This window comes from Natronoarchaeum sp. GCM10025321 (genome assembly GCF_042663585.1).
Lineage (GTDB): Archaea > Halobacteriota > Halobacteria > Halobacteriales > Natronoarchaeaceae > Natranaeroarchaeum.
In genome coordinates this window covers 1,789,773-1,804,393 of record NZ_JBHTAN010000006.1, presented here as the reverse complement: position 1 = coordinate 1,804,393, position 14,621 = coordinate 1,789,773, and the positions used below count along the sequence as shown (strand labels likewise).

Below are 14,621 nucleotides of genomic sequence, written 5' to 3'. Positions count from 1 at the left end.
CAGTCCGCCACTCCCGCGCAGGCATGCCGGCCCGCGGGTACCAGTCTACTACTCTCGCGCTGGCGGCGGCGTATACCCCTCTAGCTCCGCCGTCTGCAGGTCGAGGTCCTCCCCCAGTTCCGCGGCCCGGTACGCCGCCATACAGAGCCGTAAGACGTCCAGTCCGTCGTACAGGTCGAGGGCAGCGTTCTCCCCCTGCTCGAACGCGTCGACGGCGTCGCGGTTCTCGGCGACGTATCCGCCGTCGATCACGCTCGCAGCGGCGATCGGAATCCGCCCGCTGGTGGCGGTCTGTTTCTCGGCCCAGCCGTCCTCGCCCCCGATCGCATCCGAAACGAAGACGCTGGATGACTCCTCGTCGGTGACGACCTGGCCCGAGTACTCGGGGCCGAGCAGTTCGATCGACCGGCGAACGCCCGCGCCGACGTAGCACCACGACCCAGTCGCTTCGGAGAGCACCCGCTCGCCGTCTGCACTCTCGTAGTGAACCGTTGCCCGTGCGTAATCCTCCGCCGGATCGGTCTCGTAGTCGACGCCGTGCTCTTCCCGGAGTTGCCTGGCGTACTCCTCTTTGTCCCACTTCAGCGTCGCCGTATCGGCCGAGACCGAGACGGCGTCGAGGCCGCCGTCCGGGCGCTCCGGGTCGGACAGCAGGACGTGGTTGCCGGCCAGCGCGTGACAGAGCATATCGGTGAGCGCGCCGCCGCCCTGTCGGGTGCCGTCCCAGAACCAGGCCGAGTGTGGCCCGGCGTGTTCTGCCTGCGACCGGGCGACGTACGGTCGGCCCGCCTCGCGGCCGTGTTCCCAGAGCAACGCCCGGAGCTTTCGGATGTCCGGTTCGTGTGGCCAGTTCTCCAGATAGGCGTGTGGCAGGCCGACGCTCTCGATACGGTCGACGATCCGTCGCGCTTCCCGGAGATTTCTGGCGACGGGCTTCTCCATCGCGATACCGTCCAGTTCGGCACCGTCTTCGACTGCGTCAACGGCGGCGTCGACGACATCTTCCCGCGTGAAGTTCGGGCTGGTGACCCATAGCCCGTCGACCGACTCGTCCGCGACGAGCGCGCTGACCGCGCCCTCGCCGTAGACCGTCGGATCGCCCAGCCCTTCAGTCCGGCAGCGCTCTGCGACGGTCTCAGCGTTCTCTCGCGTCCGGTTCTGGATGGCGGCGACGTGGACGCCCGGCAGGTACTCGACGCTCGGGACGTGTGCCTCGCGGGTGATGAACCCACAACTGATAAAGCCAATACCGAAACTCTCCCCCATGTGTGAGACGCCGTTGCGGGACACATAGTTCATCGGTGTCCCCGGGACGGAAACGACGTGTCCCCGGGATGGGCGCGTCACTCCTCGCTCTCGTACGGTTCGCCGACGCGCGAGGGCATCCGCGTCGAACCGTAGAACGTCAGCACGACGATCACCACGACGTAGGGGAACAGATCCACCAGACTGGACGGCAGTGGTACGCCGATCGTCTGGAACTGGATCTGTAGCATGTCCATAGCCCCGAACAGGAGTGCGGCCAGAAACGCACCGATCGGGTTGTAGTTCCCGAAGAGGTACGCGACGATGCCGATCCAGCCCCGTCCGTCGACGATTGTCATCCCCGACCCGATGAAGTTGCCCGTGACGCCGAGAGTCAACACCGCGCCGGCCAGGCCGGCCATCGTCCCGGAGAAGATCACCGCGGCGTAGCGAACGCGGTTGACGTCGATCCCCGCCGTGTCGAGTGCTTCGGGGTTCTCTCCGGCCGCCTGGAGCCAGTAGCCGTACCGGGTCCTGTAGAGGAACACCCAGGCCCCGAGCGCGATGGCGACGGTCAGCAGGACAAACGGCGATGCGCTGAAGAGGACGGGACCGAGCACCGGAATCCCGGAGAGTACCGGGAGATCGAGACTGCCGATCCGACCGACCGTCCCGCTGTTGCGGCTTCCCCAGATCAGGATCGCGGTGAACGGGCCGAACCCGAGACCGATGAACCAGACCGCGAGGCCGGCGACGATCTGGTCCGCCTCGTACCGGATCATCAGCACCGCAAACAGCGTCGTCAGCAGGGCGCTGATCAGCACTGCGACGACCAGCCCGATCCAGAGATCGAACTGCGTCACCGCGCCGCTCCCGGAGACGAGCGACGCCGCCGCCAGGCCATTGACCGCGCCGAAGATCATGAACCCCTCGACGCCGATGTTGAAGACGCCGCTCTTCTCGGCGAACAGGCCGCCGATTGCGACGAGCGCGATCGGGGTTGCCGCACTTAAAGAGCGGTCCAGATAGCCGAGCGTGAGCAGTCGTGCCAGCCCTAGATCCTGCCAGACGACGACCGCCCCGGCGGCGGCTATTACCGCGATCAGGCCAGCGATACGGACCGGGTGGCGGGTCAGGTAGCCGGCGACGCTCACTGGCGCTCACCTCCGAGGCCGGTCCGCTTTGCGGCCATCCGGAACAGTTCGGGTGCCGCGACGAACAGCACCACCAGGCCGATGACACCGTCGATCAGTTGCGGTGGGACGTCCGAGGCGACGTTGATGTACTGGCCGCCGGCATCGAGGCCGCCGAACAGCGCGCCGGCAGGGATCACGCCGAGCGGGTGGTTCGCCGCAAGCAAGCTTACCGCAATCGCGTCGAAGCCGTAGGTGTCGATGCCGTTTGCGTTCGGCGTCGCGTTCGCGTGCATGACGATGAAGAGCGCGCCGAGGACGCCCGCGACCATCCCCGAGATGGTCATCGTCCGGACGATGGTTCGCTTGGCGTCGACGCCCGAGTAGACGGCCGCAGACTCCTGATGGCCGCTGGTGACCATGTCGTAGCCCGCTCTCGTGCGCGTGAGTAGGACGTAGATGAGCACGGCGATACCCAGCGTCGCCACGAGGCCGAGCATCGAGAAGTCCGAGCCATCCAACAGAACTGGCGGGAGTTCGGCGTACTCCGGGATGGATGCGGTGCGCGTCGCCGACTCGCCCTCCCCCCGGAACGGCCCGTCGACGAGGAAAAACACCACCCCGATGGCGATGAAGTTCAGCATGATCGTGGTGATGATCTCGTTGGCGTCCGCGTAGGCTTTCAACACGCCCGGCAGGGCGCCGTAGGCACCGCCCGCGGCGACGCCGCCAAGCGTCCCGACGAGTAATAGGCCGATGCCGCCGAGGCGGTTCGCCGGGAGCAACGGCGTCAGCCAGAGAATGGTCATCGTCGTCGCCAGCATGCCGACGATGAACTGGCCCTGAACGCCGATATTGAACACGCCGGCGCGGAACGCGACAGCGACCGCCACGCCGGCGAGGATGAAGTACGAGGTCTCTCTCAGCGTGATCGTAAGCCGTCGCTCCGTCCCGAAGGCACCGTAGAGCATGTCGTTGACGAACATGAGCGGGTCGTAGCCCGCCGCGGTGACGACGACCAGACCGATCAGCAGCGCCGTGACGGTCGAGGCCAGCGCGAGTGCGACCCGTTCGATGGGCGTGGCGCTGAGTAGCCGCGCGGCGACCCCATCGAGCGCGTCCCGGGCGCGGCCGGACTCCGCGTCGCTCATGTATCACCTCGAACGTCCGACCGGCGTTCCAGCGATTCGTCCGATCCGTCGAGCGTGTTGCCGGTCATCAGCAGTCCTAGCTCCTGGTCGGTCACATCCTCCGGGTCGACGGTGTCGACCACCCTACCCTCGTACAGCACTGCGATCCGATCCGAGAGCTTCTGTATCTCTTCGAGTTTCGAGGAGACGAACACGACTGCGACCCCGTTCGCCCGCAGTTCCAGCAGTCGATTGTGGATGAACTCGACGGAGCCGATGTCGACGCCGCGGGTCGGGTGAGATGCGACCAGCACGCGTGGCTCGTGGTTGATCTCTCGGCCGACGACGAACTTCTGCTGGTTGCCGCCGGAGAGCGAGGCCGACCGCGCGGTCGGTTCCGGCGGTTCGACGTCGTACTCCTCGACGATGTCGCGTGCGTGATCGTGGACCGCCGTCCAGTCGACGAACCAGCCGTCGACGAACGGCGCGAGTGTCTGATTCCCCAGCAGGGCGTTCCGGACCAGATCGTATTCGAGGACGAGTCCCTCGCGCTGTCGGTCCTCCGGGACGTAGACGATCCCTCGCTCGATCCGGTCGCGGCGGGACGTCTCGGTGATATCCTCACCCGCGAACCGGAGCCGTCCCGAGTCGACGGGACGGAGGCCGGTCAGCGCCTGCACCAACTCGGACTGGCCGTTCCCCTGGACGCCGGCGATGCCCAGGATCTCGCCTTCCCGAACCCACGCGTCCACGTCCGTGACCTGTTCGAGACCCCGATCACCGCCGACGTGAAGCCCGTCGACTTCGAGAATGCGCTCTCCGGTCGTCGCGTCGCGTGCTTGCCGGTCGAACAGCACCTCTCTGCCGACCATCATCCGCGCAAGTTCCTCTTTCGAGGTTCCGTCCGCATCGACGGTGCCGACGGCCTCTCCGTCCCGCAGCACCGTGATCTCGTCGGCGATTTCCATCGCCTCGTCCAGTTTGTGCGTGATGAAGACGACCGAGCGACCCTGTTCGGTGAGTTCGGCCATCAGGTCGAAGAGCCCCTCGACCTCCTGTGGTGTCAACACGGCTGTCGGCTCGTCGAAGACGAGGCTCTCCGCGCCGCGATACAGGCTCTTGACGATCTCGACGCGCTGTTTGACGCCGATATCGAGGTCCTGTACTGGCGTGTCGAGATACTGATCGACGTCGAACTCGTACCGGTCACAGAGCGCCTTGATCTCCGCTCTGGCCCCCTCTTTGTTCACGAGCCCCCGGTCTACCGGTTCGTGGCCGAGGACGACGTTCTGGAGGACCGTCATCGGCTCGACGAGCTGGAAATGCTGGTGGATCATCCCGATACCGGCGTCGATAGCGTCCCGAGGGCTGGTGAACTCCCGGCCTTCGCCCTCGACGACGATCCGTCCGGCGTCCTGATCGTACAGCCCATAGAGCACGCTCATCAGCGTCGTCTTCCCCGATCCGTTCTCGCCCAGCAGCGCGTGGACGGTGCCGGCTTCGAGCGTGAAATCGACCTCGTCGTTGGCGACTACGTCACCGAAGCGCTTCGTGATGCCGTCGAGACTGACGACAGTCCTCGTATCGTTTCTGCTCATTGTAGTGTGAAAGCCGATAGTGTACAGCGACTAGCAGCCGTCGGCCTCACACGGGACGTCGATATCGCCGTCGACGATCCCCTGTTTCGCCTCGTCGAGGTTCTGGCCGACCGCATCGGGAAGGTTGCCCTCGAAGGCCTGCCCGATCACGGCGTCGACCGCCTCCTCTTCGAGTCCGAGGAGGTTGTGTTCGCTCGCGATACTGTCGAAGTCGTCCTCGAAGGCGGCCTGAGCGGCCTCGTTGGTCCCCTGGTCGATGTACTTCACTGCGGAGCCGATAATGACGTCCTGGAACTCCGGGAGCGTCTGTGACTGGTCGGCGTCGACACCGATTGCGAACCTGCTCTCTTGCTGTGCGGCCTCGATCGCGCCAGCACCCGCCGCCGCTGCGGCGTGATAGACGATGTCCGCACCGTCCTGGAACTGTGAGGTCGCGATGTCGTTAGCGACGCTCGTGTCGCTGAAGTTGCCGATGTAGCCGGTGCTGATCTCGATGCCCTCCTCGACCCACTCCGCACCGGCGATGTAGGACTCCTCGAAGGCGTTGATCAGCGACCCGTCCTGGCCCCCGACGAACCCGACGTGGGCGTTCTCCGGATCGTTCGAGCTCCCCCCGTTTTCGAGTTCACGTGTCGTCATCGTCCCCGCGAGCACGCCGGCGAGATACGACATCTCGTGGTTTGCCCACGTGTACGACGCGACGTTTGGCTCGTCGAGCGGGTCGTTGATCAGCATCCAGTTCTGATCCGGATACTCCGGCGCGTTCTCCTCCAGCGGCGAGGTGTGCTGGAATCCGACCAGTACGATGAGTTCGGGGTCGGTCTCCGCGGCCTCCACCTGCACGTCCCCGAACGCGGTGGTGTCCGTCTCCTCGATCCGGTTGATCTCGAAGTCGTAGTCGTCCTGGGCGTTCTCCAGGCCCGATAGCGCCATGTCGTTGAACGCCTTGTCGTCGAACCCTGCGTCGCTGGAGATGATCGCAATCTCGTCCCCCCCGCTGTCGTCGCCCAGGCAACCCGCTAGCCCGACGCCCCCAATGGTGGCGCTCGCAGCGAGAAACGCCCGGCGATCGACAGTTCCTGTAGTTCGTCCCCCCGAGTCGTGATGGCTATCTGACCTTTGAGCCATAGTTAATGTATTTTCGTACTGGTATATAACCCTAACAGCGGCCTTTCCCCGAATGATCGCTCACTACCGTCCGTCGACCCGGGGCAGGCGTCTCACCGGCCCGCTTTCTCAACACTAATCAGCGCGGAGCGACCAGTACTACCCAATGCGACAGACGACCGAGGGCCGGTTTCGCGTACTCCCCGGCCGTAGCGACGACGAACTGCTCTTTCTCGACGTCAAATCAGCCGATCCCAGCTACGTTCCGGCGGTCGATGCGCTCGCGGTCGGCAACCTCGTCGAGGCGACTTTAGAGTGGGAGGACAACACCCCGTCGATCACCGAGTACAGCGTCGTCGAACCGACCACGTTCCGGTTCGTCCGGACACACGAGACGGCCTTCGAGGCCGCGCGGGAGTGTTTCGACGCCGCCCGCGCGGAAGGAGAGGCCATGAACTCGCGGATCACTCGGGACATGGATAGCCAGCCAAACGGCGTGGTCTACACCTTCGCCGAGCAGTCCGGCGAGCGCGACCTGTTCGGCGAGTTTCGGGACGGCGTCAAGCCGCTCGAACCGCTGGTCGCGCGTGCCGCCGAGGCGGCCGATCCGCCCTTCTCGGTCTGGGTGCTCGACCCGGCAGAGCCGTTCGTTCTCGTCTATATCGTTCTCGGCCCGGACAGCCTGCTCGAACAGACGATGCAGGACACCTATCTATAGAGTCGTGATGACGAGCGGAGTCCCCCCGTGTGGGGATGAATCCGGTTGCGCTCGGCCCCGCGATCAGGTACGCGATACGGGAAGAAGAGGAAGCCCCGGGGGCCCGACCACCGTCAACTGCCCCCAATGACAAAAAAGAAATTATTTGCGCCTCGATACCATCCCCAGAGACATGCAAGCGATAGCGGTCCGACGCGGTGAGGACCAGCCCACTATCATCGAGAAACCCAGACCTGATCCGGGCGAGGGCGAAGCGCTCGTCCGTACTCTCCGCGTCGGCGTCGACGGTACGGACCACGAAGTGATCAGCGGCTCTCATGGCGGCCATCCACGGGGCGAAGACCATCTCGTTCTGGGACACGAGGCCGTCGGCGTCGTCGAGGAGTCGGGCGACACCGACCACGAGGTGGGCGACATCGTCGTCCCGACAGTCCGCAGACCGCCGGGTGAGACGAACGAGTATTTCGAGCGTGACCAGCCGGATATGGCACCCGACGGCGAGTACTTCGAGTGTGGAATCGTCGGCGCACACGGCTTCATGTCCGAGTTCTTCACCGCCCCCGGCAAGTATCTGATCGAGATTCCCGAGTCGCTCGCCGAACTGGGCTTTCTCGTCGAACCGATCAGTGTCTCGGAGAAGGCCTTCGAGCACGCCTACGCCTCGCGCTCGGCGTTCGAGTGGTCGCCCGAGAGCGCGCTAGTACTCGGTAACGGCAGTCTGGGACTGCTCACGCTCGCGATGACGATTCACACCGAGGAGTTCGATCGCACGTACTGTCTCGGTCGGCGCGACCGGCCTGACCCGACCGTCGACATCATCGACGAACTGGGCGCGACCTACGTCGACTCGCGCGAGACGCCTGTCGACGAGGTGCCGGCCGCCTACGAGGGAATGGACTTCGTCTGCGAGGCGACGGGCTACCCGCCCCACGCGTTCCAGACGATCGACGCCCTCGCGCCGAACGGTGTCGGTGCCCTGCTCGGCGTCCCGGATCCGTGGGAGTTCGAGATCGACGGCGGCGCGCTCCACGAGGAGTTCGTCCTGCACAACAAGGCGCTCATCGGTAGCGTCAACTCCAACGTCGACCAGTTCCGGTCGGCGATCGAGACGCTCGAAGCGCTCCCCGACTGGCTGTTCGAGGACCTCGTTACCGGCGTCTACGGCCTCCCGGAACTCGAAGACGCCTTCGAGGACGGGGACGACGTAATCAAGACCGCAATCGAGTTCTAGGGCCGATCGCCTCTTTCTGTCTTCCGTGGTTCTCTCTCCGGATGCCGACGGACCAGCAGCGACGACGGCGAGTCCTATCGTCGGGATCGGTCGTCAGAACGTCCTGGCGGTCACCCCCTCGCAGTATTTATAAAATACGGTCACGAAGAACGGATATGAAAAACGTTGACGATCTCATCGAGAGCGCGGCAGAGCTTGCGGACCGTGGTCTCTCGAAAGGAGAGATCGCAGACGAATTGAACGTCTCACGGGAGACCGCGAGCTGGTTAGTAGAACGCAGCGGTACCGGCTCGGAGGCGACCGACACCACTGCGCCGGCACAGGCGACCGGCGGTCCGGCCGACATCCACGTCGACTGGAGCGCGATCGGCCGTGATAGCTCCCGGCTTGCCCACATGGGTTCCGCGATGGCCGATATGCTCGAAAAACACGGCGAGGACGTCGATCTCACTATCGGCATCGAGAAAGCAGGCGCGCCGCTCGCGACGACGGTCGCCGGCGAACTCGACACCGATCTGGGGACGTACGCCCCCCGCAAGCACCAGTGGGAAGAAGGCGACATCGAGGACCTCGGCGGTAGCTTCTCGCGGAACTTCGCCCAGATCCGCGACCGGCAGTGCTACGTCGTGGACGACACCATCACCAGCGGGACGACGATGCGCGAGACCGTCGCCGCGATCCGCGAAGAGGGTGGCGAGCCGGTCGCCTGCATCGTGCTGGCGGACAAACAGGGGATCGACGAGATAGAGGACGTTCCCGTCTACTCGCTACTCAAGGTCATCAGCGTCGGCGAGGAGTAGTCTGCCTAGTCCGTCGCTCCGTTACCGTGCGTCTTCGACAGCCGCGACGAGCGCTTCCGCGTTGTCGGTGAGCACATCGTAGTCGCCGGCCGCGATTGCTTCGTCGTCGATCAGCGACCCGCCCGCGCCGACGGCGCAGGCACCGGCCTCGATAAACTCGCCCGCGTTGTCCGGTCCGACCCCACCAGTCGGAACGATCGGAATCTGACCGAGCGGTCCCTTGATGCTTCCGAGATAGCTCGGGCCGAGATCCGAGGCAGGAAACAGTTTGACGAGATCCGCGCCGGTCTGATAGGCCTCGATGGCCTCGGTCGGTGTTGCGACACCTGGCGCGACGACTGCGCCGTAGCGGTTACAGGTTTCGACGACGTCCTCGTGAAAGCTCGGGGAGACGACGAACTCCGCACCTGCAAGCAGTGCAGCGCGGGCCGTTTCGGCGTCTAGCACCGTTCCTGCGCCGACGAGGACGTCATCGCGGTCCGCGTACGTCGTCGCGAGATCCTCGATCATCTCCATCGCGCCGGGCGTGTCGGCTGTGACCTCGAGCGTCGTGACGCCCCCCTCGATCAGGGCCTCTGCGACCTGTGCGACATCATCCTGTTCGACGCCGCGTAGCACTGCGATTACTCCACTATCGACCAGTTGTTGCATGTCCTCGTGCATACTCATGGCTCGGGCTTCTCGATCCGTCCGCATAACTGCTTTTCTTTGGCAGTCACTGGATTGTTCCTTTCGGATACCTTGCGAAAGAATGAAACGAAAGGCCATATAAGCGACGGGGCCCTACTTAGTAGTAACCGAGCGGCCGTCGTAATCCCTCGACACCACCATGTCAACAGATAATTCCAGCCACGTATATCGGCTCCACTCGACACTGGAACTGCCACTCGAAGATGTCCACGACTTCTTCGACGACCCAACGCTACCCGAAGGCATCGAGGACGTCGATATCACTCGTCGCAATAATACGTTGATTCTGAAAGCAGTCGCGACCGACAAGTCGCTGAGCAAATATACACCGACAGCACAACTGAAAGCCAGCGTTACCGAGAACCGCGTCTACGAGGAACCCGAGGAGGTCCGCCGCCAGCGGGGCGGCCCGTCGTGGGGCGACGAAGAGGAGGACGAACCGGAGTCCGAACTCGTGGAGTTCGCCGCGTTCAAAGGCGACCGCGAGACCGTCCTGCAGAACACCACCCTGCAGTACGAGATGTTCCTCGTGCTCTGCGAGATCGCAAAACAGTCCGAGAAAGGGACACTGACAGCGATCACCGAGAACGACGGCGATCTCGAAGCCACCCGAATCGTCGACGGCGACCCCCGGCCGAGTTCGATCGAAGTCGTCGAAGGCGCGGGCGAGGGCGATTCGAGCGGCGGCGGCGTCAACTGGCGCGACAACAAGTTCATATCGGAATAAGCGCGTCGCTACCGCACAGCGCGATGTCCTGTCACACACTCGAAAATAAACGTATTTTTGTCGCACCGTTACAGGTTCGCATGGAGGAGCCGTCGACGCTCACAGTCCTGTGGCGGCTCGCGGTCACGGTGTTCGTTATCGTCGCGCCGACGCTCATGTTCATGGGGCTTTTGCGAGGCCTGGAGATACTTCGTGACGACGAACTCATCAACAAGTACGTCGAGGGCGATACTCTCGACGTCGAGGACACTGACGAACTGCTGGAGGTGCTCGCCGAGGACACTGCCATCGACAGCGACGGCGAGCCGTCGATGGACGGGTTGCGAGACGACGAGACCATCCGCTGTCAGCACTGTGGCGCGCCGAATGGGACGACTGCGACCTACTGTAGCGAATGTCTGGAACCGGTCGACTGATCGATCCCATCAACCACCAAGTGTTACGTCAACGACCACCACACGGTCAATGACCCATAAGCACTTTACCGATCCTAATTATATCTAATTACACGATGAGTCAGAACGACGTTCCCGAGTACGCCGACGTCGACTACGACGACGGTACGGACGAGACGCCCGAGGAGTACGGCACCCTGCAGGACAAAATCGAGAAGGCGATCGAGGTCACTCGACGCGGACTCGAAGAGTACGAGAACCCCGCCGTGATGTGGACCGGCGGCAAGGACTCGACGCTCACGCTGTATTTCATCAAAGAAGTCGCCGAACGGTACGACCTCGAGGTGCCGCCGGCGGTCTTCATCGACCACTTCCAGCATTTCGACGGTCTCCACGACTTCGTCGACCACTGGGCCGAGGAGTGGGACCTGGACGTCATCTACGCGCGTAACGAGGACGTCGGCCAGTACGTCGAGGAGCACGGCCTCTCGCCCGGGGACGACATCCCGATCGACGACCTCTCCGAGCACAACCAGCACCACGTCCGAGAGATCCTCGAGTACGAGGAGGACTCCTTCCCGTTCCTGCTGGACACCTACGTCGGCAATCACCTGCTCAAGACCGTCGCGCTGAACGACGCGCTTGAGGAGCACGACATCGACGGCGTCATCTCCGGCGTGCGCTGGGACGAGCAGGAAGCCCGCGCCGACGAGACGTTCTTCAGTCCGCGCCACGACCCGGACATCTACCCGCCGCACGACCGCATCCAGCCCATCCTCCAGTTCGAGGAGCGCGCAGTGTGGGATGCCTTCTGGCACTACGTCGTCCCGGACACGGTCGAAGGGTTCCCCGAGGAGGGCTACATCCCCGAGAGCGCCGAGGATCTCCCCGAAGGCATCGAGACTGACGACGTGCCCATCTCGCCGAAGTACTTCGCCGGGTTCCGCTCGCTCGGCAGCGAAGTATCGACCGAGAAGACGACAGAGGAGCCTGCATGGCTGCAGGACCTCGAAGACACGACCGAACGCGCCGGCCGCGCCCAGGACAAAGAGGACCTGATGGAGCGCCTGCGCGACCTCGGCTACATGTAGATTCGGTCGACGGTCTCCGGTAGCGACTCCACCCCTTTTCGACGGCCGACACCAGTCCCGACCAGTGGGTCTATCTATCAGAACTCAAACTGGTCACATACGATTTTGGATCCGCGTACAGTAGTGTAAACTGTGTCCGATCCAATCCACGCGACGCCACCGGAACGCGTCCTCGCGGACTGCGATTCGCGACCGGAGGGGCTGACCGATGACGAGGTCCAGCAACGTCGCGAGGAGTACGGCGAAAACGAGATCGTTCGGGGCGGCGGCCGCTCGCCGTTCGGGATCTTCCTCGCACAGTTCGATAGCGTCCTGATCTGGGTGTTGCTCGTCGCGGCCGGACTGTCGATCTGGGCGGGCCACGCCGTCGACGCGGTCCTGATTACGATCATCGTCGTGGCCAACGGGCTCTTCGGTTTCGTACAGGATTACCGTGCCGAGCGCAGCCTCGAATCGCTTCGTGAACTGACCACGCCGACGGCGACCGTTCGACGCGAGGGAGAGGAGCGCGACGTCGACGCCACGGCGCTTGTCCCCGGCGATATCGTCGTTCTGCAGGGCGGCGATGTCGTTCCCGCCGACGGACGGCTTCTCGAGGCAACCGATCTGGACGTCGACGAGGCGGCGCTGACCGGTGAGAGCGTTCCGGTCTCGAAAGCGGCGTCCGCAGTCGAGCGGGACACCTCTCTCGCCGAACGCGTCTCGATGGTCTACAAGGGGACGAACGTCACCCGCGGAAAGGGCGTCGCTGTCGTCACCGGAACGGGGATGGAGACCGAGGTCGGCGAGATCGCACAGGAACTCGCGGCGACCGAAGCGACGCGAACGCCGCTACAGGACGAACTCGACGAACTGGGCCGGACGCTCGGTCTGGGCGTCCTCGTCCTCTCGGTGCTGGTCGCACCGCTGTTGCTACTCCGGGGCACGCCAGCGGTTCAGGCCGGGTTAACCGCCGTCTCGCTTGCGGTCGCCGCGATTCCGGAGGGGTTGCCGGCAGTGGTCACGTTGACGCTGGCGCTGGGCGTCCGCCAGATGTCGGCGGAGAACGCGCTCGTGCGACGGCTTCCAGCGGTCGAGGCCCTCGGTGCCGTCGACGCCGTCTGTACCGACAAGACGGGAACGCTCACGAAAGGGCAGATGACCGTCAGCACCCTGTGGACGAACGATAGCGTCCTCGAAGTCGACCAGGAGACGGCAGCACTCTCCGAGCGCGAGCACCTGCTGCTACGGATCAGTGCGCTCTGTAACGACTCGACGCTCGACGACGACGGTGACCCGACCGAACGGGCGTTGCTCGAAGCGGCCGACCGTCACGACCTCGATATCGACGCTCTCCGGGAGGAGAACCCCCGGACCGACGAGGTGCCGTTCTCGTCCGAACGGAAGTGGATGGGAACCGTCCACGACGACGTTGGCTACGTGAAAGGCGCACCGGAGGTCGTCGTCGACCACTGCGATCGGATCCTGACCGACGACGGACCAGTGGCGCTCTCCGCGGACGCCCGCGACCGGATCGAGTCGATGGTCGGGGAGTTCGGCGACGACGCGCTTCGCGTCCTCGCGATGGCCTACCGCGAGGAGCCTGCGGACGCCGAGGATCTCGCCGAGGGCTTGACGTTCGTAGGGCTGGCAGGGATGATCGATCCGCCACGGGAGGAGGTCGCTGATGCCATCGCGGCGACCCAGCGCGCCGGCATCGACGTGAAGATGGTGACCGGTGATAACGTGAGGACGGCGCGAGCGATCGCCGAATCCCTCGGGATCGGCACGCAGGCCCTCGCCGGCAGAGAGATCGAGGGAATGGCCGACGACGTGCTTCGCGAGCGAGTCGACTCCGTCGACGTCTTCGCCCGAACGTCACCGGAACACAAGGTTCGGATCCTGCAAGCGCTCCAGGCCGAGGGCCACGACGTCGCGATGACGGGCGACGGCGTCAACGACGCCCCGGCACTGAAAAACGCCGACGTCGGCGTCGCGATGGGGGAACGGGGGACCGACGTAGCACGGCAGGCGTCCGACATCGTGTTGCTAGACGACAACTACGCGACGATCGAACGCGCGGTCGAACGCGGGCGAGCGATCTTCGACAACATCTGGAAGTTCGTCGCCTACCTGCTTAGCGCGAACGTCGCCGAGGTGGCTATCGTCTTCGTGGCCTCGCTGTACGGCTACCTCATCCTGCCGGCGGTCCAGTTGCTATGGATCAACCTGCTAACCGATGGACTCCCGGCGCTCGCCCTCGGTGCCGACCCCGAGAGCGGCGACGTGATGGAGCGGCCACCGCGCGATCCCAGTGGCGGGATCATCGGCCGCCAGATGATCGGACTGATCGGCGGCATGGGTACCGTGACTACCGTGACCCTGCTCGCGCTCATGTTTTACACGCTGGAGGGTGCGGCCGCAATCACGCCGTACACGATGACGATGGTGTTTACGGGATTCGTCTTCCTCGAGTTTGCGGGGCTCTACGTCATCCGCTGGCTACGGGAGACGCCGACGCTATCGAACCCGTGGCTGATAACCGCCGTGGCGGCGTCGATCATCCTCCAGCTTGCCGTCCTGTATACGCCGCTCAACCGCTACTTCGGGACGGTGCCGCTTGGCACGGCGGACTGGGGGCTTCTCGCAGTCGTTCTTGGCATCTGTCTCCCGGGGTATTTCGCCGTCGCCGCGCTCGTCAAACGGATGGAGCGGCAGTGATGCGGCCGACGCTCTGGGGTTTTCCCAGGCACTCCTCGCGCTGTTCGGGTATCTCG

At 64.4% G+C, this 14,621-nt stretch carries 13 protein-coding genes; 7 read left to right on the top strand and 6 right to left on the bottom strand.

Annotated features, from left to right (window positions below):
* Positions 1–48: 48 nt before the first annotated feature.
* The 5 genes from ACFQL3_RS11995 to ACFQL3_RS11975 are packed head-to-tail and all read right to left on the bottom strand — an operon-like array spanning position 49 to position 6,234.
* Positions 49–1,299, bottom strand: a complete 1,251-nt coding sequence (locus ACFQL3_RS11995) for a Gfo/Idh/MocA family protein (protein ID WP_377054565.1) — start codon at positions 1,297–1,299, stop codon at positions 49–51.
* Between the two features lie 44 nt (positions 1,300–1,343).
* Positions 1,344–2,399 carry an ABC transporter permease gene (locus tag ACFQL3_RS11990; protein WP_377054563.1) on the bottom strand — a complete coding sequence of 352 codons (1,056 nt, stop codon included), beginning with the start codon at positions 2,397–2,399 and terminating at the stop codon, positions 1,344–1,346.
* Positions 2,396–3,529, bottom strand: coding sequence for an ABC transporter permease (locus ACFQL3_RS11985; RefSeq protein ID WP_377054561.1), 1,134 nt, complete (start codon positions 3,527–3,529; stop codon positions 2,396–2,398). The genes ACFQL3_RS11990 and ACFQL3_RS11985 overlap by 4 nt, the downstream gene beginning before the upstream one ends.
* Positions 3,526–5,106 carry an ABC transporter ATP-binding protein gene (locus ACFQL3_RS11980; protein ID WP_377054559.1) on the bottom strand — a complete coding sequence of 527 codons (1,581 nt, stop codon included), beginning with the start codon at positions 5,104–5,106 and terminating at the stop codon, positions 3,526–3,528. The genes ACFQL3_RS11985 and ACFQL3_RS11980 overlap by 4 nt, the downstream gene beginning before the upstream one ends.
* A 30-nt stretch (positions 5,107–5,136) precedes the next feature.
* Positions 5,137–6,234 carry a BMP family lipoprotein gene (locus tag ACFQL3_RS11975; protein WP_377054557.1) on the bottom strand — a complete coding sequence of 366 codons (1,098 nt, stop codon included), beginning with the start codon at positions 6,232–6,234 and terminating at the stop codon, positions 5,137–5,139.
* A gap of 145 nt (positions 6,235–6,379) precedes the next feature.
* Here ACFQL3_RS11975 and ACFQL3_RS11970 point away from each other — a divergent pair, with 145 nt between their 5' ends.
* From ACFQL3_RS11970 to gfcR, 3 genes are all read left to right on the top strand, one after another.
* Positions 6,380–6,931 (top strand): DUF6663 family protein, encoded by a 552-nt coding sequence (locus ACFQL3_RS11970; protein WP_377054555.1) that lies wholly within the window; start codon positions 6,380–6,382, stop codon positions 6,929–6,931.
* Positions 6,932–7,103: 172 nt separating this feature from the next.
* Positions 7,104–8,162 (top strand): glucose 1-dehydrogenase, encoded by a 1,059-nt coding sequence (locus ACFQL3_RS11965; RefSeq protein WP_377054553.1) that lies wholly within the window; start codon positions 7,104–7,106, stop codon positions 8,160–8,162.
* 155 nt (positions 8,163–8,317) lie between these two features.
* Positions 8,318–8,962 (top strand): transcriptional regulator GfcR, encoded by a 645-nt coding sequence (gene gfcR / locus ACFQL3_RS11960; RefSeq protein ID WP_377054551.1) that lies wholly within the window; start codon positions 8,318–8,320, stop codon positions 8,960–8,962.
* 21 nt (positions 8,963–8,983) lie between these two features.
* Here the strand turns inward: gfcR and ACFQL3_RS11955 are convergent, their stop codons facing one another.
* On the bottom strand, positions 8,984–9,625 hold the full coding sequence (locus ACFQL3_RS11955; protein ID WP_377057094.1) for a bifunctional 4-hydroxy-2-oxoglutarate aldolase/2-dehydro-3-deoxy-phosphogluconate aldolase: 642 nt from the start codon (positions 9,623–9,625) through the stop codon (positions 8,984–8,986).
* Between the two features lie 166 nt (positions 9,626–9,791).
* Here ACFQL3_RS11955 and ACFQL3_RS11950 point away from each other — a divergent pair, with 166 nt between their 5' ends.
* From ACFQL3_RS11950 to ACFQL3_RS11935, 4 genes are all read left to right on the top strand, one after another.
* Complete coding sequence (locus tag ACFQL3_RS11950; RefSeq protein ID WP_377054549.1) at positions 9,792–10,379, top strand: DUF7110 family protein; 588 nt, start codon at positions 9,792–9,794, stop codon at positions 10,377–10,379.
* Positions 10,380–10,459: 80 nt separating this feature from the next.
* A complete protein-coding gene (locus ACFQL3_RS11945) occupies positions 10,460–10,795 on the top strand; it encodes a DUF7577 domain-containing protein (protein ID WP_377054547.1) in 336 nt (111 codons plus the stop codon).
* A 95-nt stretch (positions 10,796–10,890) separates the two neighbouring features.
* Positions 10,891–11,865 carry a phosphoadenosine phosphosulfate reductase family protein gene (locus tag ACFQL3_RS11940; protein ID WP_377054545.1) on the top strand — a complete coding sequence of 325 codons (975 nt, stop codon included), beginning with the start codon at positions 10,891–10,893 and terminating at the stop codon, positions 11,863–11,865.
* A gap of 132 nt (positions 11,866–11,997) precedes the next feature.
* On the top strand, positions 11,998–14,565 hold the full coding sequence (locus tag ACFQL3_RS11935) for a calcium-translocating P-type ATPase, PMCA-type (RefSeq protein WP_377054543.1): 2,568 nt from the start codon (positions 11,998–12,000) through the stop codon (positions 14,563–14,565).
* Positions 14,566–14,621: the final 56 nt, after the last annotated feature.

What these genes read in the sequence shown, in the direction of transcription:
- ACFQL3_RS11995 (WP_377054565.1), bottom strand. Translation starts at nt 1,299, where the DNA reads ATGAACTATGTGTCCCGCAACGGCGTCTCACACATGGGGGAGAGTTTC.
- ACFQL3_RS11985 (WP_377054561.1), bottom strand. Translation starts at nt 3,529, where the DNA reads ATGAGCGACGCGGAGTCCGGCCGCGCCCGGGACGCGCTCGATGGGGTC.
- ACFQL3_RS11980 (WP_377054559.1), bottom strand. Translation starts at nt 5,106, where the DNA reads ATGAGCAGAAACGATACGAGGACTGTCGTCAGTCTCGACGGCATCACG.
- ACFQL3_RS11975 (WP_377054557.1), bottom strand. Translation starts at nt 6,234, where the DNA reads ATGGCTCAAAGGTCAGATAGCCATCACGACTCGGGGGGACGAACTACA.
- ACFQL3_RS11970 (WP_377054555.1), top strand. Translation starts at nt 6,380, where the DNA reads ATGCGACAGACGACCGAGGGCCGGTTTCGCGTACTCCCCGGCCGTAGC.
- ACFQL3_RS11965 (WP_377054553.1), top strand. Translation starts at nt 7,104, where the DNA reads ATGCAAGCGATAGCGGTCCGACGCGGTGAGGACCAGCCCACTATCATC.
- gfcR (WP_377054551.1), top strand. Translation starts at nt 8,318, where the DNA reads ATGAAAAACGTTGACGATCTCATCGAGAGCGCGGCAGAGCTTGCGGAC.
- ACFQL3_RS11955 (WP_377057094.1), bottom strand. Translation starts at nt 9,625, where the DNA reads ATGCACGAGGACATGCAACAACTGGTCGATAGTGGAGTAATCGCAGTG.
- ACFQL3_RS11950 (WP_377054549.1), top strand. Translation starts at nt 9,792, where the DNA reads ATGTCAACAGATAATTCCAGCCACGTATATCGGCTCCACTCGACACTG.
- ACFQL3_RS11945 (WP_377054547.1), top strand. Translation starts at nt 10,460, where the DNA reads ATGGAGGAGCCGTCGACGCTCACAGTCCTGTGGCGGCTCGCGGTCACG.
- ACFQL3_RS11940 (WP_377054545.1), top strand. Translation starts at nt 10,891, where the DNA reads ATGAGTCAGAACGACGTTCCCGAGTACGCCGACGTCGACTACGACGAC.